The sequence below is a fragment of the Micromonospora sp. NPDC007271 genome (genome assembly GCF_040634005.1).
Taxonomy (GTDB): Bacteria; Actinomycetota; Actinomycetes; order Mycobacteriales; family Micromonosporaceae; genus Micromonospora.
On sequence record NZ_JBEYER010000058.1, the window covers coordinates 1 to 25,783 of the forward strand.

Genomic DNA, 25,783 nt, shown 5'->3' on the forward strand with positions numbered 1-25,783 from the left:
GCTCGCGCGGCAGCTGACCGGATCGGGCGGGCACGGGCAACGGCAGTCCCGGGGGCCGCCGCCGCGTGATCGAGTGCTGGCCGGGTCGTGCGGCGCCGGACAGGGCCGCGGGGTGGTTGTCCCGCGTTCCCTGGTGTTGTTCGTGCTGGCCGCGCTGGCGGAGCAGCCGCTTCGTCTCCTGGCTGTGACGGTCGAGACGGCTGCCTATCGGTGGACGTGGTTGGGCGGTGCGGTTGAGGCGGTTCCGGGTTTGGTGTGGAGGACTTCGCGGGCCTGCTCGGCGGCGCGCGTGATGCTTTCGCTGATGAAGTCGAGGAAGCGGGCGATGTTCTCCAGGCGGTGGGCGGCGGGGGTGCGGGGGCCGAGGATGGCGACGCCTTGGCGTGCGGTTTCGACGAGCTGGTCGTTGGATCGCGCGCTGGCGATCGTCGCCTGGTAGAAGAGTTCGTCGTCGACGACGTAGCGGTCGCGGCGGCGTTCGTCGCGTTCTCGGCGGACGAGGCTCTGGCTCTCCAGGAAGGCGATCGCTTTGGAGATGGACGCCGGGCTGACCTGAAGGCGCTGGGCGAGTTGGGCCGCGGTGAGGCTGCCCGCGTCGGTGGTGAACAGGCAGGTCAGCACTCTCGCCGCCATCTTGGGCAGGCCCGAAGCCAGGAGGACGGTGGTGAGCTTCTCCTCGTACTCGGCCACGGCCTCGGCGTCGCGTCCGGGTGGCCGGGGGAGTGACACCGACTCTCGGGAGGAGGCGGGCCTGCGGCGGCGAGCGCGGCGCTCGGTGGCGTGGTGGGCGAGGTCGGCGCGGTAGGCGGTGGGGCCGCCGTTGCGCATCACCTCACGGGTGATCGTCGAGGTTGGACGGCCGAGGCGTCGGGCGATCTCGGCGTAGGGGAGGCTGTCGGCCAGCCCCAGCGCGATCTGCTGGCGTTCCTGCTGGGTGAGCCTGCCTCCCGGCATCGCGATCTCCTTGGTGATCCGCTGGTGGTCCCTGATCCCGCCACCATAGCGTTCACTTCTCACCCATTGCAACGCGAGCGGCTGTCGTCGTTGCATTAAAAACGAGGCGGTTGCAACAATGTCATTGGCCTGACCTGGGAAAATGCACTTCCAGTGCAACGAGCACGTTGCAGGGTTTAGGAAAGCAACGTAGCGTTTCTGGCATCAGAAACAACGAACGCGCACGGGAGAGCACGATGCAGAAGTTCGACACCCCCGCCCCGATCTCCGCCGTCCTGGACATCCCCGCCGGACGCATCCAGTTCATCGCCGCCGACCGCGCCGACACCACCGTCGAGGTCCTGCCCGCCAACCCCACCAAGAGCCGCGACGTCCAGACCGCCGAGCAGACCACCGTCGCCTATGCGGACGGCGTCCTGCGGATCCACACCCCCGAGCCCAAGAACCAGCTCGTCGGCCCCTCCGGATCCCTGGAGGTCACCGTTCAGCTGCCCGCCGGCTCCCGCATCGAGGCCAAGGCCACCAGCTCCGAACTCCGCGGCGTCGGCCGCCTCGGCGACGTCGCCTTCGAAGGCGCGTACCGCCGGATCAAGATCGACGAGGCCGCGAGCGTCCGCCTCACTGCGATCGACGGCGACGTCGAGGTCGGCCGGCTGAACGGCGCCGCGCAGATCAGCACCGCAAGGGGCGACATCCGGATCACCGAGGCCGCGCGCGGCAGTGTCGTGCTCCACACCCAGTCCGGCGACATTTCGATCACCGCCGCCGCCGGCGTCTCGGCCGCCCTGGACGCCGGCACGGGCTACGGCCGCATCAGCAACGCCCTCAAGAACGACGGGACCGCCGAACTCGACATCCGCGCCACCACCTCCCACGGCGACATCACCGCCCGCAGCCTCTGACGGAGCAGAAACATGACGAGAAGCGGCATTTCCTCGACCAGTTCGACGTGGACCGGCATGGTGTCGGTCGACGACACGGCCCTGGCGGTCACCGACACCGGCGGTCCCGGTATCCCTGTGGTCTACCTCAATGGCCAGTTCGCCACTCAGGGGTACTGGCGGCGGGTCATCGCTGAGCTGGGGACGGGGTGGCGGCACATCACCTACGACGAGCGGGCTCGCGGCAAATCGCGGTGTTCGGCGGACTATTCCTTCGAGGTCGCCGTCCGGGATGTCGATGCCGTTCTCGCGGCCAGGGGCGTGGACCGGGCGTTGCCGGTGGGCTGGTCCTACGGAGCGGTCGTCGCGGCGCACTGGGCCAGCCGGAATCCGGACCGTACCCTGGGCGCGGTCCTGGTTGACGGCGCGTTCCCGTACGACTGGCTCGACGAGGCCATGGCGGAGCGGATCCGGAAGCTGTTTCGGCGGATGGGTTGGTTCATGCCGCTGCTGCGCCCGGCCGGCCTGGCCCCACGGATGACCGCCGCACAGCAGGCCGACAGCAACATCGAACTCGGTAAGCTCTCCCGCGAGCGCGAGCTGGGCCCTGTGCTGGACAACATCGCCGTCCCGGCGCGGTACGTGGTTGCTTCGGGGACGTCCTTCGGAAGCCGCGGTGACGAGCAGGAACGGATCCGCGCCAGCCTCGATGGGGTGTGCGCCCGCAATCCGAACATCAAGGTGAGCGCGAAGGTCGCCAGCAACCACGGTGCGATCCTGCGGAAGGACTCCCCGGCCATCGCCGAGGCCGTACGCGAGGTTGCCGCGCTCGATCGCAAGGGGCACTGAAGACACGATCACCGGGTCGCCGGGCGCGCCGCCAACGGGTCGGCCGGATCTGGGAGCCGCGGCCGTCCGTGCCGGGACCATCCGTTGCCCGGGCACCTCCACCAGGTGCCCGGGCAACGGGTGTTCAGGTCAGTCGTCGCGGTGGGCCGCCCACCAGGCCTGGCCGGGCTCGGGCAGGGTGTCGATCGGGTCGTAGTAGGCGTAGCGCTTGTTGAGCGCTTCGAGGTCGGCGGACTCGATCGAGGTGCGGTAGTTCTTGGTCCAGTAGGAGATGCCGCGCTCGCGGTCGTACTCGGTGAGCATGTGGACCCAGCGTTTGCCGACGAAGGGCACGTCGCAGACGATCCTGGGGGTGGCGTAGCCGGGCAGGTAGCCCATGATGTCGTGCTGCAGCTGCTGGGCGTGCCAGACGGGGACCCGCCAGTGCTCGGCGTTGGGGATCATGTCGCACATGTAGAAGTAGTACGGCAGGATGCCGGCCTCGCCCTGCAGGGCGAAGCAGAGATCGAGCAGGTCCTTGGCGGTGGCGTTGACGCCGCGCATGAGCACGCCCTGGTTGCGGACGTCGCGGACGCCGACGTCGAGGGCGGTCTGGGCGGCCTTGGCGACGAGCGGGGTGAGCGACTGGGCGTGGTTGACGTGGGTGTGGATGGCCAGGTTCACGCCCCGGCGGGCGGCGGTCCGGGCGACCCGCTCCAGGCCTTCGACGACGTCGGGCTGGAGCCAGTGCTGGGGCAGGCCCATGAGGGCCTTGGTGGCGAGCCGGATGTCGCGGATGGTTTCGATCTCGAGCAGCCGCATCAGGTAGGACTCGAGGTTCTTCCACGGCACGTTGGCGACGTCTCCGCCGGAGACGACGACGTCGCGGACGCCGGGGTGGGCCTTGAGGTAGGTGATGTGGGCGTCGTAGCGGTCGACGGGCTTGAGGGTGAGCTTGAGCTTGTCGACGGCGGGGGTGGAGTTGCCGACGAGGTCCATGCGGGTGCAGTGGCCGCAGTACTGCGGGCAGGTGGAGAGCAGTTCGGCGAGGACCTTGGTCGGGTAGCGGTGGGTGAGGCCCTCGGCGACCCACATGTCGTGCTCGTGGAGGCTGTCGCGGCTGGCGTACGGGTGGGAGGGCCAGTCGGTGCGCCGGTCGGAGGCGACGGGGATCATGTAGCGCCGGACCGGGTCGGCGAGGAAGGCCTCGGTGGTCATGGGCGCGAACGGCACCATGGTGTTGAGCATCTGCGGGGGCACCAGCATGGACATGGTGGCCAGGGCCTTCTGGTCGGCCTCGAGGTCGGCGTAGAAGGTCTCGTCGACGAGGTCGCCGAGGACGGTGCGGAGCTGCTTGATGTTCTTGACGCAGTTGACCCGCTGCCACTGTGCGTTCTCCCACTGTTCGCGGGTGACGTGGCGCCAGCCGGGGAAGCGGGTCCAGTCGGGCTCGACCAGCGGGCTGCGGCGGTAGTCGTACGGCTGTCCGGCGGTGGGGACCGCAGCCGGCGCGGGGCGGGGCGCAGGGATGGTCTCCACCGGTTGGGTCTGGGTCACGGCCCCTCCTCGTTGCGGTGCGGGTTGATCAATGGTCCCGAAGGCTACTGGAAAATATCCGGTGAAGAAATTAGTCTGCCGGAAGTTTTCCCGCGAGGCGAGCCCTGGTCAGGGGGTTCGGGCGGATTGACGGAGGGGGCTGGGCGTGACGTCACCGGTGGGTCTGCACCGCGTCGTGGAACCTGCGGGGGTGCTGCCGCAGGCGGCCTGGCGCCTGGACGCCGATCCGCGGATCGCCTCGAACGAGGTGCGGATCCGGGTGGAGCGGCTGAATCTGGACGCGGCGAGTTTCCGGCAGCTGTCGGAGAAGCACGGCGGTGACGGGGAGAAGGTCCGCGCCGAGGTGCTGGAGATCATCTCGACCCGGGGGAAGATGCAGAACCCGGTGACCGGGTCGGGTGGCATGCTGATCGGCACGGTGGAGGAGGCTGGGCGGCGGTCTCCGCTGGGGCTGAAGCCGGGTGACCGGGTGGCCACGCTGGTGTCGCTGACGCTGACGCCGCTGACGATCCTGGACGGGTTGGCCCGGTGGGACGGGCGCAGCGAGCAGGTGCCGTGCGACGGGTACGCGGTCCTGTTCGCCCGTTCGATCGCGGCGGTGCTGCCGGCGGACCTGCACCCGGAGCTGTCCCTGGCGGTGCTGGACGTGTGCGGGGCGCCGGCGCTGACCGCGCGGGTGGTGGCGCGGCAGGTGGCCGACCGGGCGCGGGAGGGGGACGCCCGGCCGGTGCGGGTGGCGGTGATCGGTGGGGCCGGCAAGAGCGGGTCGCTGTCGCTCGCGGCGGCGCGGCGGGCGGGCGCCGGCCGTACGGTCGGGGTGGTGCCGGTGCCGGCGGAGCGGGACGCGCTGGGGGCGGCCGGGCTGGCTGACGCGGTCGCGTTGGCCGACGCCCGGGATCCGGTGGGGTTGTCCACGGCGGTGACGACCGCGTTGGGGTCGCCGGCGGACGTGACGGTGGTGTGCGTGGACGTGCCGGGCTGTGAGCATGGGGCGATCCTGGCCACCGCGGACGGCGGCACGGTGATCTTCTTCTCGATGGCGACGAGCTTCGCGGGGGCGGCGCTGGGCGCGGAGGGCCTGGCGGCGGATGTGACGATGCTGGTGGGCAACGGGTATGTGCCGGGGCACGCGGAGTTGGCGCTGGATCTGCTGCGCACCGAGCCGGGGGTGCGGCGTCTGTTCGAGGCGCGGTTGGCGGCAGACTGACATCATGACGAACCCCTCGACTCTGTATCGCGGCGCGATGCTGCACTGTCCGGCCGACCCGAGCGCGACGGCGCTGCTGGTGCGGGACGGGCGGATCGTCTGGTTGGGCGTGGACGCGGAGGCGCCGGCCGCCGACCGGGTGGTGGACCTGGCGGGGGCGCTGGTGACGCCGGCGTTCGTGGACGCGCACGTGCACGCCACGGACACCGGGCTGGCGCTGTCGGGGTTGGATCTGTCCGGGGTGCGGTCGGCCGGTGAGCTGTTGGACGCGGTGTCGGCGTTCGCGGCCGGTCTGCCGGCGGACGCGGTGGTGCTGGGGCACGGCTGGGACGAGTCGAACTGGGGGGAGCGGGCGCTGCCGGACGCGGCGGCGTTGGATCGGGCGGCCGGGGGCCGGCGGGTGTACCTGTCGCAGGCGTCGATCCACTCGGCGTTGGTGTCGCGGGCGCTGCTGGCGGCGTGTCCGGAGGTGGCGGCCGCGGCCGGGTACGACCCGTCGGGCTGGGTGCGGCGGGACGCGCATCATGTGGTGCGGGCGGCGGCGTTCGGGTCGGTGACCCGGGCGCAGCGGGTCGCCGCGCAGCGGCAGGCCCTGGAGCATGCGGCGTCGCTGGGTATCGCCGCGGTGCACGAGTGCGGTGGCCCGGAGATTTCCGACGAGGAGGACTTCACCGGCCTGTTGGCGATTTCCGGCGACGGGGTGCCTGAGGTGTACGGCTACTGGGGTGAGCTGCTGGGTGCGGCGAGGGCCCGGGAGCTGGGGGCGGTGGGGGCCGGTGGTGACCTGTTCGCCGACGGGGCGTTGGGGTCGCGGACGGCGCACGTGTCGCAGGCGTACCTGGACGAGGAGCCCGGGGGGTGCGGGCACGGGTATCTGACCGCCGAGCAGGTGCGTGACCATCTGTTGGACTGTGCGGCGTACGGGCTGCAGGGCGGTTTCCACGCGATCGGTGACGCGGCGATCTCCACGGTGTTGGCGGGGTTCGCGGGTGCGGCGGAGAAGCTGGGTGTGGATCGGCTGCGGGCGGCCCGGCACCGGGTCGAGCACGCGGAGATCATGAACAAGCGGCTGATCGCCGGGTTCGTGGAGTACGGGATCGTGGCGTCGATGCAGCCGGCGTTCGACCGGTTGTGGGGTGGCGCGGGCCGCATGTACGAGTCGCGGTTGGGTCTGTCCCGGTCGCTGGAGTCCAACCCGATGGGGGCGATGCACTCGGTCGGGGTGTCGTTGGCGTTCGGTTCGGATTCGCCGGTGACGCCGTTGGATCCGTGGGGTTCGGTGCGGGCGGCGGCGGCGCATCACAATCCGGCGCAGCGGATGAGTGTGCGGGCGGCGTTCGCCGCGCACACCCGCGGTGGGTGGCGGGCGGTGCACCTGGACAACGAGGGTGTGCTGGCGTTGGGGGCGCCGGCGACGTTCGCGGTGTGGTCGGCTCCGGCGGGCGCGCGGCGGGGGCTGCCGGTGCTGGAGTCGGAGGATCCGGAGTTGCGGGGTGCGGACGATCCGACGCCGCTGCCGGTGTGCCGGGCGACGGTGCTGCGCGGTGACGTGATCTATGAGGAAGGTAGTGCGTGAGCGAGCTTGCGAGCGAACCATCGGTACAGCGAGGCGCCGGCACGGCGTCGCCGAGCGGGGCGAGGTGACGGCGTGACCGGAAAACTTGGGCTGGACCCGGCGTTGGTGGTGCGGGCGCGGGAGTTGGCGCGCCGGGCCGGGCAGCCGGTGGTGGAGTTGGCGCGTAGCCACACCACGGTGTCGGTGGAGCGGGCGGTGCTGCGGCTGGCGGGGGTGACCGGCGCGGACCCGGATGGTATTCCGTGGGTGAACCGGCTCGTCGACGCGGTGGTCGCCGATGTGGGGCTGGGGCACGGGGTGGCGGTGCCGGTGTTCGACGCCCTCGTTCGGGAGCAGATCACCGATGTGACGTTGCTGGCGCAGAAGGCGGCGGCCGGGTCGGTGCGGTTCACGGTGCCGACCGGGAAGGCGGCCACCGCCGCGCGCAGGGCGGCGCGCCGGGCGGTCGCCGCGGGTGTCCGGCTGATCGACCGGCGGCGGGCGGAGCGGGACCGGCTGATCAAGCGGTACGGGGATCCGAAGCAGCGGCCGTGGGTCTATCTGATCGTGGCCACCGGTGACATCTACGAGGACATCCCGCAGGCGCAGGCGGCGGCGCGGGCGGGCGCGGACATCATCGCGGTGATCCGGTCGACGGGGCAGTCGCTGCTGGACTACGTGCCGGAGGGCGCGACCCGGGAGGGGTTCGCCGGCACGTACGCCACGCAGGAGAACTTCCGGCTGATGCGGGCGGCGTTGGACGAGTCGTCGAAGGAGCTGGGCCGGTACGTGCGGTTGACGAACTACGCGTCGGGCCTGTGCATGCCGGAGATGGCGACCCTGGCCGGCCTGGAGCGGCTGGACATGATGCTCAACGATTCGATGTACGGGATTCTGTTCCGCGACATCAACCCGATCCGCACGTTCGTCGACCAGCGGTTCTCCCGGCAGGTGCACGCCCGGGCGGGGATCATCATCAACACCGGTGAGGACAACTACCTGACCACCGCGGACGCGGTCGACGAGGCGCACACGGTGACCGTGTCGCAGCTGCTCAACGAGTACTTCGCGCACGAGGCGGGGCTGGCCGACTGGCAGTTGGGCCTGGGGCACGCGTTCGAGATCAACCCGGATCTGCCGGAGTCGTTCCGTCTCGAGCTGGCGCACGCGCTGCTGGCGCGGGAGTTGTTCCCGGACGCGCCGTTGAAGTGGATGCCGCCGACGAAGCACATGACCGGTGACGTGTTCCGCGGCAACCTGCTGGACGGGTTCTTCAACCTGGTGGGCACCATGACCGGGCAGGGCATCCTGCTGGTCGGCATGATGACCGAGGCGGTGGTGACGCCGTGGCTGTCCGATCGGGACATCGCCCTGCAGAACGTCCGGTATGTGCTGGGCGCCGCGGGTGGGCTGCACGAGGATTTCGTGCCCGCGCCGGGCGGGTTCATCCAGCAGCGCGCGCATCGGGTGCTGTCCGAGGCGGTGGGGTTGCTGGAGCGCATCGGTGAGCAGTCGTTGCTGACGGCGATCGCCGAGGGCACGTTCGGGATCATGAAGCGGCCCGCGGACCGCGGCAAGGGCCTCGACGGCGTGGCGAGGCACGAGGCCGACTACTACAACCCGGCCACGGAGATCCTGGAGGCGGCGGCGTGACGGCCCCGACGGAGAAGAAGATCGTCCGGCCGTACGGGGACACCACCGGTGACGGCATGGTGCAGGTGTCGTTCACGCTGCCGGTGCCGCACGACAAGCGGGCCGAGGGCGCGGCGGTCCAGTTGGCCAACAGGATGGGCATCGACCCGGCGATGCTGGTGCACGCGAAGCAGATGGGTGACGAGTTCACCTTCTTCGTGGTGTACGGGCGGGTGAACCATCTGGTGGACCTGTCGGCGGTGCAGGTGGTGGAGCGGGACTTCCCACTGCTGTCGGCCAAGGAGGTCAACGCGGTGGTGAAGCAGCGGCTGCGGCGCAAGCTGTCGGTGGTGGGGGCGTGCATCGGCACGGACGCGCACACTGTGGGCATCGACGCGATCCTGAACGTCAAGGGCATCGCGGGGGAGAAGGGCCTGGAGTACTACCGGGAGTTGAAGGTCACCAACCTGGGCGCGCAGGTGAGCGTGCCGGAGTTGGTGGAGGCGGCCCGGCGGGAGAGGGCCGACGCGGTGCTGGTGTCGCAGGTGGTGACCCAGCGTGACGCGCACCTGCACAACACGCGGGAGATGTCGGCGGCGTTCCGGGAGGCGATGCCGGCGGGGAAGCGGCCGTTGCTGGTCGTCGGTGGGCCCCGGTTCGACGAGACGATGACCGAGGAGCTGGGGGTGGACCGGATCTTCGGTCGGGGCACCACCCCCGGTGAGGTCGCCAGCTACCTGGTCCACGCCCTGATCACCGAGAAGAAGGCGAGAGCATGAGTGATTCCCGGGTCGGTCTGACCGTCGTCCACCGCCGGTACGTGCCGTACTCGCACGCCCACTACGCGGGGAACCTCGTTGACGGGGCGTACGCGCTGGGCCTGTTCGGTGACGTCGCGACCGAGGTGTGCATCCGCACCGACGGTGACGAGGGGTTGTTCGCCTCGTACTCGGACGTGCAGTTCAAGGCGCCGATGAAGGCCGGGGACGTGCTGGAGGTGGTGGCCACCGTGACCCGGGTGGGTACCCGCAGCCGCACCATCGACTTCGAGGCGCGGGTGGTGTGCCGGGGCCGCCCGGACCAGGGTGAGTCGGCCGCCGAGGTGCTGGCGGTGCCGATCGTGGCGGTCACCGCGACCGGCACCGTGGTCGTGCCCGCGGCGACGTGAACGTCGCTGTCTGCGCCGACGTCGGGTCGACGTACACGAAGGCGGCGGTGGTCGACCTGGACGGTGGCCGGCTGGTCGCGGCGGCGTCGGCGCCGACGACGGTCGGCACGGACGTGCTGCACGGCCTGGACGCGGCCGTCGCGGCGGCGACCGCCGACGCGGGGGCGCGCGGCGAGGTGCCCTGGTACGTGTGCTCGTCGGCCGGGGGTGGGTTGCGGCTGGCCGTGATCGGCTACGAGCCGCTCGTGACGGCGCAGGCCGGCCGGCGGGTGGGGTTGTCGGCCGGGGCGAACGTGGTGCACGTGGCCGCGGGCCGGCTCGGCGGGGCCGACCTGGCCGCGCTGCGGGCCGCCCGCCCGGACGTGGTGCTGCTGGTGGGTGGCACCGACGGCGGGGACGCGGAGGTGTTGACGCACAACGCGACCCGGTTGGCGAAGGCCCGCTGGCGGGTGCCGGTGGTGCTGGCCGGCAACAGTGACGTCCGCGACGACCTGCACGGGCTGCTGGCCGCCGCGAAGGTGCCGGTCACGGCCGCCGACAACGTGCTGCCCCGGATCGGGGTGCTGGCGCCGGCGGCGGCGCGGGCGGCGATCCGGGAGGTGTTCCTGCGGCACGTCATCGGCGGCAAGAAGCTGTCCCGGGGTGGCCGTTTCACCCGGCTGGTGCGGGCGGCCACCCCCGACGCGGTGCTCACCGGGGTGGAGGTGCTCGCCGACGCGCTCGGCGGGGACCTGGTGGTGGTCGACGTCGGCGGCGCCACCACCGACGTGTATTCGGTGCTCACCCCGGACGAGCGGGACAGCGGGCCGGGCCGGGAGGTCGCCGGCACGTTGTGGCGGGCCCGCACCGTCGAGGGGGACCTGGGCATGCGGTGGAGCGCCCCGGGTGTGGTCCGCGCCGCCGTCGAGGAACGCCTGATCACCGCCGGGGAGGCCGAGGAGTTGACCGCGGCCGCGGCGGTGCGGGCCGGCGACCCGGGTTTCCTGCCCGCCGGCGACGCCGACCGGGTCGCCGACCGGCGGATCGCCGCCCTCGCCGCGACGGTGGCGGTGCGCCGGCACGCCCGCGGCGCGGCCACCGGCGAACGCGCGGGCCGGGACCTGCGGGACGTGAAGCTGGTGGTGGGCTCCGGCGGGGTGCTGCGGCACGCGGCCGCCGCCGAGGCCGTCGGGGTGCTCGCCGCGGTGCTCGGCGACCACGCCGGGGGCTGGCCGCTGCCCCGGGCCGCCCGCGCCGTCGTCGACGTGGACTACGTCCTGGCGGCCGGTGGGCTGCTCGCCGCCGACCATCCGCGGGCGGCGGCCGGGTTGCTGCGCCGCCATCTCGGCGCGGATTGACCCCACCGCAGCGGTACGGATCGAGACGCGCCGACGCGACACGCCGTGGCGCAACACACGACAGGCCGGGGTGGGTTGACAGCGGCGGGGGTGCACGCCGTACCGTCTTTGAGTCCTACCACGGGAAGCGGCTGTTGTTCGCTTCGTCCCTTCGTCCGCTGGCCGAGCGACCCGAGCGGTTGCGGCGGCCAGGTCCAGCGGGCGGGGGTCGGCGGGGCGGCGCGAACCGGCCGCGGTTACCGGTGTACGGGCAGGGTGAAAGGCACGGCCAGTAGACAACGGCCAGGCGGGGGCAGCCAGTCCACGTCCGGTCGGTCCGAAGGTCGGCGCCGGTCGTCCTCGCCCCACCGGCCGGGAAGGGCCTGGGAGCATCGGGGCGCGGCGCAAGCCGCGCCCCGATTTTCGCTTCAACGATGGCCCTGTGCGGCTCACAGATGGCGGCGGCGCCACTCCGACTGCTCCTGCTCGGCGGCGATCTGCTCGCTGAGCGCCACCTGCCGCACCTGACGGCGCAGCGGGTCACCGGCGCGCAGCCCGGCCAGCACCAGCGCGACGCAGGCCACGGCGAGCACCGCCAGGCCGGCGACCGCCGGCAACCGGCCGGCGGGCAGCAGCACGACGGCGAGGAGCACCACCGTCACCGCCGGCAGCAGACGCAGCCGGTGGCTGGCCCGCACCCACAGCGCCAGCAGGCCCACGATGTAGACGATCACGCCGGCGAACAGCACGCGGTAGTCCAGTCCGAGCGCCCGCACCCGCCACGGATCCCCGTGCGGATCGGCGATCACGGCGAGGTAGCGCTTCAGGCCGAGGGCGAACATGATGATCCCGGCGATCAACGGTAGGTGCAGGTAGGTGTAGACGTCGCGGGCGTAGGCCGCCCGCGCGCCCGGGTCGCGGGTGCGGTGCAGTTGCTGCTCGAGGGCGGGCGCCAGGGTGTCGAAGTACATCCACCACAGCGCCGCGATGGTGGTGACGCCGAGTATCGACGCCACGATCACCGCCCAACTGGCCGGTGGGCCGGTGATCGGCTTGGATCCCAGCCCCAGCGAGATGATCGACTCGCCGAGCGCGATCAGCAGGATCAGCGCGTACCGCTCCGCCCAGTGGGCGGCGGAGACCACCGCGATGCCGACGCTGTGGACGCGGCCGCCGGCGGTGAACTCGATGGCCACGGCGGCCGCCCACAGCGCCACCCGCCGCCACGTCGGCCCGACCTCCGGCGGCTCGGGCAGCGCCCCGGCGATCACGATGAGCGTCACGCTGGCCAGCAGCGGCAGACCGTACCGGGCGGCCGCGCGGCCCGGCGCGTCGGCGCGGGTCAGCAGCACCAGCACCTGCACCGCCCGGATGAGCAGGTAGCAGGCGGCGAAGACGAGCGGGCCGGGCGGCCCGCCGGGACGGTTCGTGAACGCCTGCGGCACGCTCAGGTTGAGCACGAACAGGGCGACCACCGTGACCGCGCCGACCAGCGGCAGCACGCCCTGGTCGGTGCGGACCACGTTGCCGAGTGCGGCGAAGGACGCCCAGCACCACCACAGCAGGGCCAGCACCTCGAGCCCGCCGAGCAGCGTGCGTACGCTCAGGTTCTCCGACAGCAGGGTGGTGACGTTGAGGAACGCGAGCACGAACACCAGGTCGTAGAACAACTCCAGGCGGGTGGCCCGGGACCCTGGCGCGGCAGGCAGGATCCGACCCCGCCAGCGGCCGGCGCTCATGCTGCCGAGTCTGTCAGCCGCACCGGTCACGGCGGCACAAAAGCCGCGGAAGTGTCAGCGGCGGATGAGGCCGAGGTTGGCGGCGGTGGCGACGGCGGCGGTGCGGGAGTCGACACCGAGTTTGGCGTAGATCCGGGCCAGGTGCGACTTGACGGTGCCCTCGGTGAGGTGCAGCCGCTGGGCGACGGCCCGGTTGGACAGCCCCTCGGCGACCAGCACGAGCACGTCGGTCTCCCGCCGGGTCAGGGCGGTGGCGGGGGCGCGCAGGCGGCTCATGAGCCGGTCGGCCACCGCCGGGGCCAGCGTCGTACGCCCCTGCGCTGCGGTCCGCACGGCGGCGGCCAGGTCCTCGGGCGGGGCGTCCTTGAGCAGGTAGCCGATGGCGCCGGCCTCGATGGCCGGCAGGGTGTCGGCGTCGGAGTCGTAGGTGGTGACGATCAGGACCCGGGGCGCGCCGGGCCGCGCGGTGATGGCGGCGGTCGCCTCCGCGCCGTTCATGCCTCGACCGAACTGCAGGTCCATGAGCACGACGTCGATGTCACCGGCGGCGGCGCGGGCGACGGCCTCCTCCGCGGTGGCGGCCTCGGCCACCACTTGCAGGCCGGGTTCGGTCTCCAGCACGGCCCGCAGTCCGGCCCGCACCACCGGATGGTCGTCGGCCACCAGCAGGTGGATGTCGGCGTCGGTCACCGGCTCACCTCGGGCTCGACGTCGGGCACGGGCGCGGTGACGGGCAGGCGGGCGGTCACGGTGGTGCCCTGCCCGGGGGCGGAGGTGACGTCGAGGGTGCCGCCGAGGGCGTGCACGCGGGCGCGCATGGCGGCCAGGCCGAAACCGGCGGCGGCCGGTTCGAAGCCGATGCCGTCGTCGGCGACCCGCACCGTCACCTGGCCGTCGAGGTAGCTGAGGGTGACCTCGGCGGCGCTGGCCTGCGCGTGACGGACCGTGTTGGCCAGGGCGGACTGGGCGATGCGCAGCAGGGCGACCTCGTGTGCCGTCGGCAGCGGTACCGGTTCGCCGACGACGTGGAAACGCGCGGCGAACCGGTGGCGGGTGGACGTGGTGGCGCTCAGCCGCCGCAGGGCGCCGGCCAGGGTGGCGTCCTGCAGGGCCGGCGGGGTGAGAGCGGTGACGAAGCGGCGGGCCTCGGCGAGGTTGTCCACGGCCGCCTGGCGAGCCTGCTCCACGTAGCGGGCGGCGTTGCCGGTCCCGTCGGGCAGCGCCCGCTCGGCGGCGCGCAGCAGCAACTGGATGCTGGACAGCCCCTGGGCGAGGGTGTCGTGGATCTCCCGGGCCAGGCGTTCGCGTTCGGCCAGCACCCCGGCGGTGTGCTGGGCGGCGGCCAGGTCCGCCCGGGTCGCGGTGAGTTCCTCGATCAGCCGGCGCCGCCGCTCGCTCTCCCGGTACAGGGCCTCGTACCCCCACACCACCGCCACCGCCACCGCCGCGCCGAGGGCCGGTCCGACGGCGGTGGCCAGGGCGAACGACCCCCGGTGGGCGGCGAAGGCGAGGATCGCCGCGAGCGCGGTCGCGGCCACCGCCCCCGGCCCGGCCCGGCGCGGCAGCAGATGCAGGTGCAGGAAGTAGAGCGGGAACGCGAGCCACACCGCGTCGGCGGACAGCGCCAGCAGCACCACCCACAGGGCACCCACGGCGGCCAGCCACCCGACGGCGGCCCGGTGCGCGGTGGGGGCGCGCCGCAGCAGCCCACCGGCCGCGTAGACCAGCGCCAGCAGCGCAGCCGCGGCGACCACACCGGCCGCGTGCGGCGCGGCGGTGGCCACGGCACGGCCGGCGGTCAGGGCGAGGAGGCCGGCGACCAGCAGGTGCAGGCACCAGGACAGGGCCCGGACGCCCGGGGTGGAGGTGGAGGCGGTGGTGTTCACGGTCCTTCCAGCCTAGGCGCTGCCCAGGGCGTCGCCCTCTACCAAAAGATGCAATCCGGCCGCCACGGTTCGACCCGGGAAGTCCGATCCTCGGCCAGATGCCGCCACCACACCCGCGCGGCGACGCTGGACCGGCACCGCTTCCGACGAGAAAGGCCGGGACCATCGTGTTCGTCGCGTGGAGAGACCTGAAGTTCGCCAGAGGGCGATTCGCCCTGATGGGTACCGTCGTCGCGCTCATCAGCGCCCTGGTCGGGCTGCTGTCCGGGCTCACCGCCGGGCTGGGCCGCCAGAACGTCTCCGCGATCACCGACCTGCCCGCGGACCGGATCGCCTTCAACGCGCCTGCCGGCGGGCAGAGCCTGTCGTACGCCGACTCCACGGTCACCGAAAGGCAGTGGCGGCGGTGGGCCGAGGTGCCCGGGGTGGCCCGGGCCGAGCCGTTGGGCATCACCGTCACCAGGGCCACGGCGGGTGACCTGGGCGTCGGTGTGACCGCCTTCGGCGTGCTTCCCGGCTCCGCGCTGGCTCCGGACGGCGCACGGATCGACGACCGGTCGGTGGTGCTGTCCACGTCCGCCGCCGACGACCTCGACGCGCGGGCCGGTGACAGCGTCACCCTGGCCGGGCGGAGGCTGGCCGTCGCCGCCGTTCGGGGCGACGCCTCCTACAGCCACACTCCGGTGGTCTGGGTCAGCCTCGACACGTGGCGGCAGGTGGCGCCGCCGTCCGGGGCGGCCGATGGTCCGACCGCCACCGTGGTCGCCCTGAGCACCACCCCCGACGTCGACGTCGAGGCCGCCGACGCGGCCACCGGCACCAGGACCGTCACCACCAGCGACTCGCTGTCCGCGATCGGCTCGTACCGGTCCGAGAACGGTTCGCTGCAGTTGATGCGCGGCTTCCTGTTCGCCATCGCCGCCCTGGTCATCGGCGCGTTCTTCAACGTGTGGACCATCCAACGCGGCGCCGACGTCGCCGTGCTGAAGGCGCTGGGCGCCTCCACCGCGAACCTGCTGCGCGACGCGCTCGGCCAGGCCGTCGTCCTGCTGGCCGCGGGCACCCTCGTCGGCACCGGCGTCGCCGCCGCCCTCGGCGCCGCCGTCGCGGCGACGGCCGTGCCGTTCCTGCTCACCCCCGCCACGGTCGGCGTACCCGCCGCCGTGATCGTCGTCCTCGGCGCGCTCGGGGCCGCCCTGGCCATCCGCCGCATCACCTCCGTCGACCCGCTGACCGCCCTGGGGAGCGCCCGATGAGCCTCAACCTGACCGACGTCACCCTCACCTACCCCGACGGGGCGGGTCGGCTGACCGCCCTCGACCACGTCACCCTCGACGTGCCCCGGGGCAGCCTCACCGCCGTCGTCGGCCCGTCCGGCTCCGGCAAGTCCAGCCTCCTCGCGGTCGCCGCGACCCTCATCACCCCCGACGCCGGCACCGTCACCATCGACGGCGCCGCCACGACCGGCCTGACCCGGGCGGAACTGGCCGATCTGCGTCGCCGCCGCATCGGCATCGTCTTCCAGCAGCCGAACCTGCTGCCCTCGCTCACCGCCGTCGAACAGCTCCAGGTCATGGCCCAGATCGGCGGGCGGTCCCCGGCCCGGGCCCGGCCCAGGGCGATGGAACTGCTCGACGCCGTCGGCCTCGCCGCCGAGGCCGGCCGGCGCCCCCACCAGCTCTCCGGCGGCCAGCGTCAACGCGTCAACATCGCCCGCGCCCTGATGGACGACCCGACCGTGCTGCTCGTCGACGAACCCACCAGCGCCCTCGACCACGACCGCGGCGCCGCCGTCATCGACCTGATCGTCCGCCTCACCCACCAGCAGGCCGCCGCCACCGTCCTGGTCACCCACGACCGCACCCACCTCGCCGCGGTCGACCGGATCGTCGAGGTGCACGACGGTCGGCTGCGCGTACCGGCCCCAGCACGCTGACCCGCCGCCGCCGGTGGGCGCGGGTTCGGCGGCCGCGCCACCGGCGGCGGCGCCGCCCGGCCGGGTAGCCTTCGGCGCGTGATCGTGATGAGGCGCCGGTGACGACGCTCGACCGGGAAGAGGTGAGTGCCCCGGAGGGGGTACGCGAGACGGTGGGAGCCCGCCCGCTGCCGCTGCGGGTGGCCGCGCCGCTGGCCGTGCTGGCCGGGCTGGCGCTGCTGGCCGCGTTCCCCCCGTACGGGGTGTGGACCCTCGCCCCGGTCGGGGTGGCGCTGCTGGCCGCGGCGGCGCACCGGCGGCGGCTGCGCGCCGGCGCCGGGCTGGGTTTCCTGACCGGCGTGGCGCTGTTCGCGCCGCTGCTGGAATGGACCAACCTGCACACCGGCTACCTGCCGTGGATCCTGCTGTCCCTGCTGCAGGCGGGGTACCTCGCGCTGCTCGGCGCGGCCACCGCCTGGGTGTCCCCGCTGGCCGACCGGTACCGGGTCGGGTGGCCGCTGCTCACCGGCGTGCTGTGGGTGGGGCAGGAGGCGCTGCGCGACCGCACCCCGTTCGGTGGCTTCCCGTGGGGGCGGCTGGCGTTCAGCCAGGACACCTCCCCGCTGCTGCGGCTGGCCGCGCTCGGCGGCGCCCCGCTGGTCACCTGCGCCGTCGCGGTGGCCGGCGGGCTGCTGGTCACCGCCGCGTGGCGGGACTGGCGCCGGCCGGCCGGGCAGTGGCGGCCTGTGGCGGGGGTCACGGCCGCGCTGGCCGCGCTGCTCGCCGCCGCACCGGTGGTGCCGGCCGGCGTGCCCGGTGGCGGGGACGAGGTGACCGTCGCCATCGTGCAGGGCAACGTGCCCCGCCTCGGGCTGGACTTCAACGCCCAGCGGCAGGCCGTGCTCGACAACCACGTCAACGCCACCCTGAAACTGGCCGAGCAGGTCGCCGCCGGCGCGCAACGCCGCCCCGACCTGGTGGTGTGGCCGGAGAATTCCAGCGACATCGACCCGCTGCGCAACCCGGACGCCGGGTACCGGATCTCCCAGGCCGCCGAGGCGATCGGCGCGCCCGTCCTGGTCGGCGCGGTGCTGCTCGGCCCCGACGTCGGGCAGGTCCGCAACGCCGGCCTGCTGTGGCGGCCCGGCAGCGGCGTCGACCTGGACCAGATGTACGTCAAGCGGCACCCGGTGCCGTTCGCCGAGTACGTGCCGCTGCGCAAAATCGCGCGGATGGTCAGCGCCGAGGTCGACCGGGTCCGCTCCGACTTCGTGCCCGGCACCACAGCCGGGGTGATCGACGCCGGAGCGGTCACCGTCGGCGACGTGATCTGCTTCGAGGTCGCCTACGACGGCCTCGTCCGGGACACCGTCACCGGCGGTGGGCAGGTGCTGGTGGTGCAGACCAACAACGCCACCTTCGACGTGGCGGAGGCCCGCCAGCAGTTGGCGATGGTGCGGCTGCGCGCCGTCGAGCACGGCCGGGCCGCGCTGATGGCCTCCACGGTCGGGGTGTCCGGGTTCGTTACCCCCGACGGGCGGGTAGACGGTGCCACCGGGTTCAACACCGCGGCGGTGGTGGTCCGGCAGATGCGGCTCGGGGAGGGGCGGACCGCCGCCACCCGGGCGGGGGTGTGGCCGGAGGTGGCCCTCGCGGCGCTCGCCGTCGCGGCCCTGGCCGGGGCGACGGTGCTGCGCCGCCGCCGGGAGGTCGCCGCCGGGTAGGGCGAGGTGCCGGCACGCCGGCGGGAAGGGCGGTAGAACGGTGGGTGTGGCAGCCGAGCGGCGGACGTCCGGGCATCCCGGGGTGGGACGGGTGCTCGTGGTCATCCCCACCTACAACGAGGCCGACAACGTCCGCCGGATCATCGCGGGCGTCCGCACGGCCGCGCCCGCCGTGGACGTCCTCGTCGCCGACGACAACAGTCCGGACGGCACCGGCGCGATCGCCGACGCGTTGGCCCGTTCCGACCCGCACGTGCACGTGCTGCACCGGCAGGGCAAGGAAGGCCTCGGCGCGGCCTACCTGGCCGGTTTCGCCTGGGCGCGGGAGCGCGGCTACGACGCGGTGGTGGAGATGGACGCCGACGGCTCGCACGCCCCGGAGGACCTGCCGGCGCTGCTGGCCGCCGCCCGCGACGCCGACGTGGTGATCGGCTCCCGGTGGACCCGCGGGGCGCGGGTGCTGAACTGGCCGCTGCGGCGGCTGCTGCTGTCCCGCTGCGCCAACCTGTACACGCGGCTGGCGTTGGGCATGCCCGTGTCCGACGCCACCGGCGGCTACCGGGTGTACCGGTCGACCGCGCTGGACGCCATCGACCTGGACTCGGTCTGCTCACAGGGGTACGCGTTCCAGGTGGAGCTGTCCCGGCTGGCGCACCGGGCCGGGATGCGGATCGTCGAGGTGCCGATCACCTTCGCCGAGCGGGAGCACGGCGACAGCAAGATGAGTCCGCTGATCATGGCCGAGGCGCTGTGGCGGATCACCAGCTGGGGGCTGCGGGACCGGCGCCCGGCGGTCCGGCGGGGCATGCCCGACGAGTTGGCCCGTTGGCCGTGAACGCCGGCGTGTCATGCTGGAGGAGCGTGATGACGCCCGTGGCTGAAGAGGTGAGATGCGCCGAGGACTGAGGTACGTACCGCCGGCCCTGCTGCTGCTCGCGGTGCTGGAGCTGACCGTGTTCGTCCTGGTGGGCCGGGGCATCGGCTTCGGCGCGGCGCTGCTGCTGGTGTTCGCGGCGTCCCTGCTCGGTCTGGTGCTGCTGCGCCGGGAGGGGATGCGCGCCTGGCGGGGGTTCCGCGCCGCCGCGGAGTCCGGGCAGCCGCCGGGGCAGCAGGTCACCGACGGCCTGGTCGGGTTGGCGGGTGCGCTGCTGCTGGCGCTGCCCGGCCTGATCACCGGCGCGGTGGGGCTGCTGCTGCTGGTGCCGCCGGTGCGGCGGCTGGCTCGCGGCGGCGCGCAACGTGCCGCGGAGCGCCGGGTGTCGTCGATGGTCGCCGGTGACCTGTTCGGCCCGCGCCGGGTCCGGGTGCGCCGGGGTGCCCCGCAGCCGCCGCCGGCGGCCCCGCAGCAGCCGGCCGCCGAGCCGGGCCCGGCCATCGAGGGCGAGATCGTCGAACCGCGGCGGCCCTGACTGAACGTGACGAAGCGCCCCCGGGGTGATCCCGGGGGCGCTTCGGTCGTTTCGTGTGCTCAGGCGCGACCGCGGCGGGCGCGGACCTCCTGGAGCCGCTCGGCGAGGATGTCCTCCAGTTCGGCGATGGAGCGCCGCTCCAGCAGCATGTCCCAGTGGGTACGCGGCGGCTTCGCCTTCTTCTGCTCCGGCTCGCTGCCGTCGACCAGCCGGGCGACGCTGCCGTCGAACTTGCACTCCCAGGTCGTCGGGACCTCGGCGTCGACGGCGAACGGCACCTCGAACTGGTGGCCCTTGGCGCAGAGGTACTCGCGGGTCTGACGCGGCGCGAGCTCCGTGTTGCGGTCGGATTCGTAGCTGACCGCGCCAAGGCGGCTTCCGCGCAGCATGCGCTCGCCCATGATCGACTTCCCCTCGTTCGTGGTGCTGGTCTTCTCGGTGTAACGGTCCGTCCCCGCCGGGCCATTCCCGCCCACGCCGGCACGATCCGCGCGGGTCGGAACCCTGCAAGGGTAGCCGGCCATGCCAGCCGCCCGGCGGGGTCGTCCCCGGCCGGGTCGAATGGGTGGAGTGTTTCGGCTGCCACTGGGGATGTTAACCACCCAGAGAGTGCCGGAGGTGACGATGAGCAGCGACATGCCGGTCGAGGCGAGACCGCCCGGCGGGAAGACCTTCTTCGGTCATCCGCGGGCGCTGTCGACGCTGTTCCTCACCGAGATGTGGGAGCGGTTCAGCTTCTACGGCATGCGGGCCATCCTGGTCCTCTACCTGACCGCGGCCGTCGCCGACGGCGGTCTGGCCATCGGCGAGTCCACCGCCAACGCCGTCTACGGCACCTACAACGCGATGGTGTACCTGATGGCGCTGCCCGGCGGCTGGGTCGCCGACCGGCTCATCGGTGCCCGACGCAGCGTGCTGTGGGGCGGCGTGGTCATCGCCGCCGGCCACTACGTGATGGCGGTGCCGACCCGGTGGAGCGTGTTCGCCGGGATGACCCTGATCGTGCTCGGTACGGGCCTGCTCAAACCCAACATCTCCGCCATGGTCGGCGACCTGTACGACCGGGACTCCCCGCGCCGCGACGCCGGGTTCTCGATCTTCTACATGGGCATCAACCTGGGCGGGTTCATCGCCCCACTGGTCACCGGCTTCCTCGGCGAGAAGATCAACTGGCATCTGGGGTTCGGTGCGGCCGCGATCGGCATGACCTTCGGCGTGGTGCAGTACGTCATCGGGGGCCGCAACCTGGGCGACGCCGGCGCTCGGCCGGCCGACCCGCTGCTCGGGGCGGACCGGCGACGGGCCCTGACCCGCGCCGGCGTGGTCGTCGTGGTGGCGCTGGCGGTGCTGGCGGCGCTCGCCCTGGCCGGGCTGTTCACCGTCAACACCGTGGTCAACCTGCTCACCGCGGTCACCGTGCTGGTGGCCGTCGGCTACTTCGCCCGGATCCTGACCGACCGGGAGATCAGCACCACCGAACGCAGCCGGATGAAGGCGTACCTGTGGCTGTTCGTCTTCGCCGCCGCGTTCTGGCTGATCTACGACCAGGCCGGGTCGGTGCTGAACATCTTCGCCGCCGACAAGACCAACCGGGAAGCGCTCGGTTTCACCTTCCCGGCGTCGTGGCTGCAGTCGGTGAACCCGATCCTGATCATCATCGGGGCGCCGCTGGCCGCCTGGGCGTGGCTGAAACTGGGCCACCGGGTGTCCACCCCGATGAAGTTCGCCGTCGGTCTGGTCCTCAACGGCCTGTCGTTCGTGCTGATGGCCGCCGCCGCGCAGGCCGCCGTCGGTGGCCGGCTGGTCTCGCCGTGGTGGCTGGTCGCGGTGTACGCGATCCAGGTCGCCGGTGAGCTGTCGCTGAGCCCGGTGGGGCTGTCGGCCACCACGAAGCTGGCGCCGGTCAAGTACGCCAGCCAGATGATGGGCCTGTGGTTCCTCGCCTCCGCCGTCGGTGACGCGATCGGTGGCCAGGTGGCCCGGCTGGCCGGGGCCTGGTCGCAGACGGTCTACTTCCTCACCTTCGGGTTGGCGTCGGTGGTGCTGGGACTGAGCGCGGTGCTGTTCGCCCGGCACATCCGGGCACTGATGGCCGGCATCCACTGACCGGCGCCCACGGTCACCCCGCCGGGGTGGGCGGCAACGGCAGGGGCAGGCCGGGCAGCCCGTCGATGCTGGTCGCCACGTGCTCCTTGCCGGCGAAGTACGCGCTCAGCGACGCGTCGTCCTCCCGGGCGAACCGCCTGCCGTGCAGGTCGCGATCCGCGTCATAGGTCATCAGCGGCACCGCGTACCCGCAGGTGTCACGGATCAGCGTGGCGTGGACCACGATGATGGCCCGCAGCCCGTGGCTGCTCGAATCGATGTCGGGGAAGTGGCGCAGCAGGTCGGGCCAGCGGGGATCGTCGCGGAACACCGGCTCGCCGCGCCCGTGCACCCGCACGATGTTCGGCGGCCCGGAGAACGCGCACCACATCAGCGTGATGCGCCCGTTCTCCCGCAGGTGGGCGATGGTCTCGGCGTTACTGCCGGCGAAGTCCAGGTAGGCGACGGTGCGCTCGTCGAGCACGGCGAACGAGCCGCGCAGGCCCTTGGGGGAGAGGTTGACCGTGCCGTCGCCGGCGAGGGGGGCGGTGGCGGTGAAGAACATCGGCTGCGCCTCGATGAAGGTGCGCAGCCGGCCGTCGATGCGTTCGTACGTCTTTCCCACGCCCCGGATCATCCCCGCCGCGCCAGGTGCGCCGCCGCCCCGTCCCACTCCTCGGCGGGCCACCCGGTGATCACGCCGGCGTTCAGGGGCAGCGCGGCGCGGACTCCGAGGGCGATTCCGGGACCGCAGTCGACGGCCCGGTGGCGGTGGCCGGATGCGGGTCAGCCGGCCCGGGTGCCGAGCCGGGCCAGCGCCGTGGCCAGGTCGCTGACCTGGTCGGCGAGTTGGGCGGCCCGGCGCTGGGCCGCGTCGCGGTCGGCCTCGGCGGCGGCCAGGCGTACCGTCAGCTGGGCCAGCCGGGCCTCGGCGGTGTCGGCGGCCTCCCGCACGGCCACCAGGTCCGCGACGAGGGCGTCCCGCTCGCCGGCGCGGGTCGCCGCCTCCTCCCGCGCCGCCACGGCCGCCGCGACGGCCTCCGTCCGGGCGGCCTCGGCCCGCTCCGCGGTCATCCGCGCCTCCCGCTCGGCCCGCCGCGCCTCGGCGGTCTCCGCGCGTGCCCGCTCGGCCGCCGTCCGGGCCGTGTCGGCGTCGGCGCGGGACCGGTCGGCCTCGGCGTGCAGCCGCTCGGCGCGTTCCGCCGCCTCGCCGGCCGTACGGGTGGCCCGCTCGGCGTCGGCGCGGGCCGCGTCCCGCTCGGCCGCCAGGTCGGCCACCCGCCGCCGCTCGGCGTCGAGCTCCGCCCGCACCGTGGACAACTCGTGGCGGGCGGCGTCGCGGTCCCGTTCGGCCTGCACCCGCAGCGCCTGCGCGGCGCTGGCCTCCCCGCGGGCGGCCTCCCGGGCCGCCTCGGCGTCCCGCGCCCGCTCGCCGGCCTGGGCGGCCTCCGCCTCGGCCCGCTCGGCCCGCTGCCGCGCCGTGTCCCGCTCGACGGCCGCCGCCTGGGCGTCCTGCCGGGAGCGGGCGGCCGTCGCGGCGGCGTCCTCGGCGTCGCGGCGGGCCTCGTCCCGTTCGGTGTGCGCGGCCGCGACCTGGGCGGCCGCATCGGCGCGGACCTGGGCGACCTGCCGCTCCACCCCGGCCGGGGACAGCTCGGCGTGCAGCGCCTCGGTCAGGGTCGCCACGATCTGGTCGAGCCGGTCCACCGCCTCCCAGGCGCGGGCCACCTGGCCGGGCAACCCGGGGGCGTTACGGTGGCGCATCCGCGAGTTGCGTGACGCCCGCTGGCAGGCCCCGTCGTTGTCCCGGCAGTAGCGGAACGGCCGGCCGGCGCCCGCGCGCTGCGGCACGTCGCGCCCACAGTGGGCGCAGGGGCGGGTCTCGGGGGTGGGCTGAGCGTCCATCGGGGGCGAAGTCTAACGGCCGGCCACGACGGGTCACGCCCGCGCGTCGAGTAGGTTTCCGGCCATGCCTGTCTCGCCGTACGTGGCCCGGCTGCGCCGGCACATCGGACACGACCTGCTCATGCTGTACGGGGTCAGCGCGGTGGTGACCGACGACGCCGGGCGGCTGTTGCTGGCCCGCCGCGGTGACAACGGGCGCTGGTCGCTGCCCGCCGGGATGGTCGACCCGGGTGAGCAGCCGGCCGACGCGCTGCTGCGCGAGGTGTACGAGGAGACCGGGGTGCGGGTGCTGATCGAGCGGGTCGCTGGGGTGGCCACCCATCCGGTGCTCTATCCCAACGGCGACACCTGCGAGTACCTCAACGTCTGGTTCCGCTGCCGGGCGGCCGGCGGGGCAGCCACCGCCGACGGGGACGAGTCCGTCGCGGTCGGCTGGTTCGACCCGGACGACCTGCCCGAGCTGGACGACTGGTCGCGGCTGCGGATCGACACCGCGCTGCGCGAGGAGCTCACCGCCTGGTACGCCGCCCCGGGCCGGCGCCACCCCGCGCTCACCCAGCCCGACAACCTCTGACCGGGCCCGAGGCGGGGGCGGCGGTACTGTCCCGCACGGTCAGCCGCGGTGCGAGCAGGGTCACCTCCGGCACCGGTTCCTCCCGCAGCCGAGCGCCCGGACGGCGGCCAGGACCCGGTCGCGGGTCACCGCGGAGATCACCCGCTGGCCGCTGAGGACGTACGCGAGACGGTGCTGGCGGCGACCCCGGCGTGCCGGGCGACGTCGGCGACGTCCGGCCCCTGGCGGGGCACCCTCAACGCGGCCGGTGACCTGACCGCCGGCGCCGCGGCCCCGACCCCGCGCGCCGGTCACCGGCCCACCCCGCACCGGTCCACCACGACCGGCGGGGCGGCGCCGGCCCCGCCGGTGACGGTGAGGGCGCCGGCCAGCCGGATGTCCCGCGCGGAGCGGCCGACCAGCACGGTGTGGGTGGCGTCCTCCACCACCGGGGCGCCCCGCGCCTCGTCCCACCAGGCCAGCTCGGCGGTACGCAGCCGCAGCGTGACCGTGGCGCGCTGCCCGGGCGCCAGGCTGACCCGGGTGAAGTCGCGCAGCTGCCGCAGCGGCTGCTTGACCCGGGAGCGCCGCTGCCGGGTGTAGAGCTGCACCACCTCGGTGCCCGGCCGGTCGCCGGTGTTGGTGACCGCGACGCTCACCTCGACCTGCTCGCCGGCGATCACCTCGGCGGCGCTCAACCGCAGGTCGGCATAGCCGAAGCGGGTGTAGCTGAGACCGTGCCCGAACGGGTACAGCGGCTCGCCCCGGTGGTACAGGTAGGTGGCGTCGGCCCCGATGATGTCGTAGTCGAGCAGGTCGGGCAGGTCGGCGGTGTCGCCGTACCAGGTCTGGGTGAGCCGGCCGGCCGGGTCGGCGTCGCCGAGCAGCACGTCCGCGAGGGCGTTCCCGTGCTCCTGGCCGCCGTGGCAGCTCCACAGCACCGCCGGCAGGTGCTGCTGCGCCCAGCCGACCGCGTACGGGTAGCTGCTGGTCACCACCAGCACGGTCCGCGGGTTGGCGGCGTGCACCGCACGCAGCAGCGCCTCCTGCCCACCCGGCAGGGCCAGGTCGACCCGGTCCTCGGTCTCGCGGCCGCCCACCATCGGGTGGTTGCCGAGCGCCACCACGGCCACGTCCGCGGCGGCGGCCAGCGCGGCGGCCCCGTCGGCGAGCAGGTCCACGGCGAACGCGGCGGCGTCGGCGAGACCCGCCCCGGCGGCCAGCCGGCCCTCGGTGTCGACGGTGACGTACCGGTCGGTGGCGAGATGGTGCAGCAGCGCGGTGCCGTCGGCACGGTGGTGGAGGCGGAACGTCTCCCGGACCACCCAGCCGCCCGGGCCGGGGCGGTCGTTGACCAGCGTGCCGGTGTCGTCGGCACCGACGTGCCGGCCGTTGCCGACCGCGCGCAGCGTCACCACGTCCCGGCGCCCAGTGGTGCACGTCGAACCCGGTGGGCGCGGCGGCCAGGG

General features: G+C 73.6%; 24 protein-coding genes. 15 read left to right on the plus strand and 9 right to left on the minus strand.

From position 1 onward, the window contains the following. Positions 1 to 204: 204 nt before the first annotated feature. Positions 205 to 954 (minus strand): helix-turn-helix domain-containing protein, encoded by a 750-nt coding sequence (locus ABZ570_RS20865; RefSeq protein WP_358066023.1) that lies wholly within the window; start codon positions 952 to 954, stop codon positions 205 to 207. Between the two features lie 236 nt (positions 955 to 1,190). On the opposite strand from ABZ570_RS20865, the gene ABZ570_RS20870 reads away from it, so the two are divergent. After that, a complete protein-coding gene (locus tag ABZ570_RS20870) occupies positions 1,191 to 1,856 on the plus strand; it encodes a DUF4097 family beta strand repeat-containing protein (RefSeq protein ID WP_358065910.1) in 666 nt (221 codons plus the stop codon). A gap of 12 nt (positions 1,857 to 1,868) precedes the next feature. Continuing rightward, the gene (locus ABZ570_RS20875) at positions 1,869 to 2,684 is read left to right on the plus strand and encodes an alpha/beta hydrolase (protein ID WP_358065913.1); all 816 of its coding nucleotides are present in this window, start codon (positions 1,869 to 1,871) and stop codon (positions 2,682 to 2,684) included. 129 nt (positions 2,685 to 2,813) lie between these two features. Here the strand turns inward: ABZ570_RS20875 and ABZ570_RS20880 are convergent, their stop codons facing one another. After that, entirely contained in the window at positions 2,814 to 4,220 is a 1,407-nt protein-coding gene (locus tag ABZ570_RS20880) for a lysine 2,3-aminomutase (protein WP_358065916.1), read from the minus strand. Positions 4,221 to 4,377: 157 nt separating this feature from the next. On the opposite strand from ABZ570_RS20880, the gene ABZ570_RS20885 reads away from it, so the two are divergent. The 6 genes from ABZ570_RS20885 to ABZ570_RS20910 all read left to right on the plus strand — a co-directional run bounded on the left by ABZ570_RS20885 (position 4,378) and on the right by ABZ570_RS20910 (position 11,119). Continuing rightward, entirely contained in the window at positions 4,378 to 5,427 is a 1,050-nt protein-coding gene (locus ABZ570_RS20885; RefSeq protein ID WP_358066026.1) for a zinc-binding alcohol dehydrogenase, read from the plus strand. A 4-nt stretch (positions 5,428 to 5,431) separates the two neighbouring features. Next, complete coding sequence (locus tag ABZ570_RS20890) at positions 5,432 to 7,003, plus strand: amidohydrolase (RefSeq protein WP_358065919.1); 1,572 nt, start codon at positions 5,432 to 5,434, stop codon at positions 7,001 to 7,003. A 72-nt stretch (positions 7,004 to 7,075) separates the two neighbouring features. Then, entirely contained in the window at positions 7,076 to 8,635 is a 1,560-nt protein-coding gene (locus ABZ570_RS20895) for a lysine 5,6-aminomutase subunit alpha (RefSeq protein ID WP_358065921.1), read from the plus strand. Continuing rightward, positions 8,632 to 9,393: an OAM dimerization domain-containing protein gene (locus tag ABZ570_RS20900; protein ID WP_358065924.1), complete on the plus strand. Its 762-nt coding sequence runs from the start codon at positions 8,632 to 8,634 to the stop codon at positions 9,391 to 9,393. The genes ABZ570_RS20895 and ABZ570_RS20900 overlap by 4 nt, the downstream gene beginning before the upstream one ends. Next, positions 9,390 to 9,782: a hotdog domain-containing protein gene (locus ABZ570_RS20905; protein ID WP_358065927.1), complete on the plus strand. Its 393-nt coding sequence runs from the start codon at positions 9,390 to 9,392 to the stop codon at positions 9,780 to 9,782. Before ABZ570_RS20900 ends, ABZ570_RS20905 begins: the two co-directional genes overlap by 4 nt. Further along, positions 9,779 to 11,119, plus strand: coding sequence for a glutamate mutase L (locus ABZ570_RS20910; RefSeq protein ID WP_358065930.1), 1,341 nt, complete (start codon positions 9,779 to 9,781; stop codon positions 11,117 to 11,119). Before ABZ570_RS20905 ends, ABZ570_RS20910 begins: the two co-directional genes overlap by 4 nt. 428 nt (positions 11,120 to 11,547) lie before the next feature. On the opposite strand, the gene ABZ570_RS20915 is transcribed toward ABZ570_RS20910, so the two are convergent. From ABZ570_RS20915 to ABZ570_RS20925, 3 genes are read right to left on the minus strand one after another with little or no spacing between them, the layout of a single operon-like run. After that, positions 11,548 to 12,837 carry a low temperature requirement protein A gene (locus ABZ570_RS20915; protein ID WP_358065933.1) on the minus strand — a complete coding sequence of 430 codons (1,290 nt, stop codon included), beginning with the start codon at positions 12,835 to 12,837 and terminating at the stop codon, positions 11,548 to 11,550. Between the two features lie 54 nt (positions 12,838 to 12,891). Continuing rightward, on the minus strand, positions 12,892 to 13,527 hold the full coding sequence (locus ABZ570_RS20920; RefSeq protein WP_358065936.1) for a response regulator transcription factor: 636 nt from the start codon (positions 13,525 to 13,527) through the stop codon (positions 12,892 to 12,894). Beyond that, positions 13,524 to 14,723: a sensor histidine kinase gene (locus ABZ570_RS20925; protein ID WP_358065939.1), complete on the minus strand. Its 1,200-nt coding sequence runs from the start codon at positions 14,721 to 14,723 to the stop codon at positions 13,524 to 13,526. Before ABZ570_RS20925 ends, ABZ570_RS20920 begins: the two co-directional genes overlap by 4 nt. 218 nt (positions 14,724 to 14,941) lie before the next feature. On the opposite strand from ABZ570_RS20925, the gene ABZ570_RS20930 reads away from it, so the two are divergent. The 5 genes from ABZ570_RS20930 (at position 14,942) to ABZ570_RS20950 (ending at position 19,771) form a co-directional block, all read left to right on the plus strand. Next, positions 14,942 to 15,979 carry an ABC transporter permease gene (locus tag ABZ570_RS20930; RefSeq protein ID WP_358065942.1) on the plus strand — a complete coding sequence of 346 codons (1,038 nt, stop codon included), beginning with the start codon at positions 14,942 to 14,944 and terminating at the stop codon, positions 15,977 to 15,979. Continuing rightward, on the plus strand, positions 15,976 to 16,659 hold the full coding sequence (locus ABZ570_RS20935; RefSeq protein ID WP_358065945.1) for an ABC transporter ATP-binding protein: 684 nt from the start codon (positions 15,976 to 15,978) through the stop codon (positions 16,657 to 16,659). Before ABZ570_RS20930 ends, ABZ570_RS20935 begins: the two co-directional genes overlap by 4 nt. A gap of 152 nt (positions 16,660 to 16,811) precedes the next feature. Then, positions 16,812 to 18,362 carry an apolipoprotein N-acyltransferase gene (lnt, locus tag ABZ570_RS20940; RefSeq protein ID WP_358066029.1) on the plus strand — a complete coding sequence of 517 codons (1,551 nt, stop codon included), beginning with the start codon at positions 16,812 to 16,814 and terminating at the stop codon, positions 18,360 to 18,362. Positions 18,363 to 18,402: 40 nt separating this feature from the next. Next, the gene (locus ABZ570_RS20945) at positions 18,403 to 19,197 is read left to right on the plus strand and encodes a polyprenol monophosphomannose synthase (protein ID WP_358065948.1); all 795 of its coding nucleotides are present in this window, start codon (positions 18,403 to 18,405) and stop codon (positions 19,195 to 19,197) included. A gap of 55 nt (positions 19,198 to 19,252) precedes the next feature. After that, positions 19,253 to 19,771: an FxsA family protein gene (locus tag ABZ570_RS20950; RefSeq protein ID WP_358065951.1), complete on the plus strand. Its 519-nt coding sequence runs from the start codon at positions 19,253 to 19,255 to the stop codon at positions 19,769 to 19,771. A 59-nt stretch (positions 19,772 to 19,830) separates the two neighbouring features. Here the strand turns inward: ABZ570_RS20950 and ABZ570_RS20955 are convergent, their stop codons facing one another. Further along, positions 19,831 to 20,172 (minus strand): RNA polymerase-binding protein RbpA, encoded by a 342-nt coding sequence (locus ABZ570_RS20955; RefSeq protein WP_091349210.1) that lies wholly within the window; start codon positions 20,170 to 20,172, stop codon positions 19,831 to 19,833. 223 nt (positions 20,173 to 20,395) lie between these two features. Between ABZ570_RS20955 and ABZ570_RS20960 the strand changes: the two genes are divergently transcribed. Beyond that, positions 20,396 to 21,877, plus strand: a complete 1,482-nt coding sequence (locus ABZ570_RS20960; protein WP_358065954.1) for a peptide MFS transporter — start codon at positions 20,396 to 20,398, stop codon at positions 21,875 to 21,877. A gap of 13 nt (positions 21,878 to 21,890) precedes the next feature. On the opposite strand, the gene ABZ570_RS20965 is transcribed toward ABZ570_RS20960, so the two are convergent. Continuing rightward, complete coding sequence (locus tag ABZ570_RS20965; protein WP_358065957.1) at positions 21,891 to 22,481, minus strand: pyridoxamine 5'-phosphate oxidase family protein; 591 nt, start codon at positions 22,479 to 22,481, stop codon at positions 21,891 to 21,893. Between the two features lie 161 nt (positions 22,482 to 22,642). After that, positions 22,643 to 23,761 carry a hypothetical protein gene (locus ABZ570_RS20970; protein ID WP_358065959.1) on the minus strand — a complete coding sequence of 373 codons (1,119 nt, stop codon included), beginning with the start codon at positions 23,759 to 23,761 and terminating at the stop codon, positions 22,643 to 22,645. Between the two features lie 64 nt (positions 23,762 to 23,825). Between ABZ570_RS20970 and ABZ570_RS20975 the strand changes: the two genes are divergently transcribed. Then, complete coding sequence (locus ABZ570_RS20975) at positions 23,826 to 24,335, plus strand: NUDIX domain-containing protein (RefSeq protein WP_358065962.1); 510 nt, start codon at positions 23,826 to 23,828, stop codon at positions 24,333 to 24,335. A 290-nt stretch (positions 24,336 to 24,625) separates the two neighbouring features. Here ABZ570_RS20975 and ABZ570_RS20980 read toward each other — a convergent pair whose 3' ends face one another. After that, entirely contained in the window at positions 24,626 to 25,732 is a 1,107-nt protein-coding gene (locus ABZ570_RS20980; RefSeq protein WP_358065965.1) for a glycoside hydrolase family 3 C-terminal domain-containing protein, read from the minus strand. Positions 25,733 to 25,783 lie beyond the last annotated feature (51 nt).

What these genes read in the sequence shown, in the direction of transcription:
- ABZ570_RS20955 (WP_091349210.1), bottom strand. Translation starts at nt 20,172, where the DNA reads ATGGGCGAGCGCATGCTGCGCGGAAGCCGCCTTGGCGCGGTCAGCTAC.
- ABZ570_RS20960 (WP_358065954.1), top strand. Translation starts at nt 20,396, where the DNA reads ATGAGCAGCGACATGCCGGTCGAGGCGAGACCGCCCGGCGGGAAGACC.
- ABZ570_RS20905 (WP_358065927.1), top strand. Translation starts at nt 9,390, where the DNA reads ATGAGTGATTCCCGGGTCGGTCTGACCGTCGTCCACCGCCGGTACGTG.
- ABZ570_RS20930 (WP_358065942.1), top strand. Translation starts at nt 14,942, where the DNA reads ATGGGTACCGTCGTCGCGCTCATCAGCGCCCTGGTCGGGCTGCTGTCC.
- ABZ570_RS20950 (WP_358065951.1), top strand. Translation starts at nt 19,253, where the DNA reads ATGCGCCGAGGACTGAGGTACGTACCGCCGGCCCTGCTGCTGCTCGCG.
- ABZ570_RS20865 (WP_358066023.1), bottom strand. Translation starts at nt 954, where the DNA reads ATGCCGGGAGGCAGGCTCACCCAGCAGGAACGCCAGCAGATCGCGCTG.
- ABZ570_RS20890 (WP_358065919.1), top strand. Translation starts at nt 5,432, where the DNA reads ATGACGAACCCCTCGACTCTGTATCGCGGCGCGATGCTGCACTGTCCG.
- ABZ570_RS20870 (WP_358065910.1), top strand. Translation starts at nt 1,191, where the DNA reads ATGCAGAAGTTCGACACCCCCGCCCCGATCTCCGCCGTCCTGGACATC.
- ABZ570_RS20875 (WP_358065913.1), top strand. Translation starts at nt 1,869, where the DNA reads ATGACGAGAAGCGGCATTTCCTCGACCAGTTCGACGTGGACCGGCATG.
- ABZ570_RS20935 (WP_358065945.1), top strand. Translation starts at nt 15,976, where the DNA reads ATGAGCCTCAACCTGACCGACGTCACCCTCACCTACCCCGACGGGGCG.
- ABZ570_RS20970 (WP_358065959.1), bottom strand. Translation starts at nt 23,761, where the DNA reads ATGGACGCTCAGCCCACCCCCGAGACCCGCCCCTGCGCCCACTGTGGG.
- ABZ570_RS20915 (WP_358065933.1), bottom strand. Translation starts at nt 12,837, where the DNA reads ATGAGCGCCGGCCGCTGGCGGGGTCGGATCCTGCCTGCCGCGCCAGGG.
- ABZ570_RS20975 (WP_358065962.1), top strand. Translation starts at nt 23,826, where the DNA reads ATGCCTGTCTCGCCGTACGTGGCCCGGCTGCGCCGGCACATCGGACAC.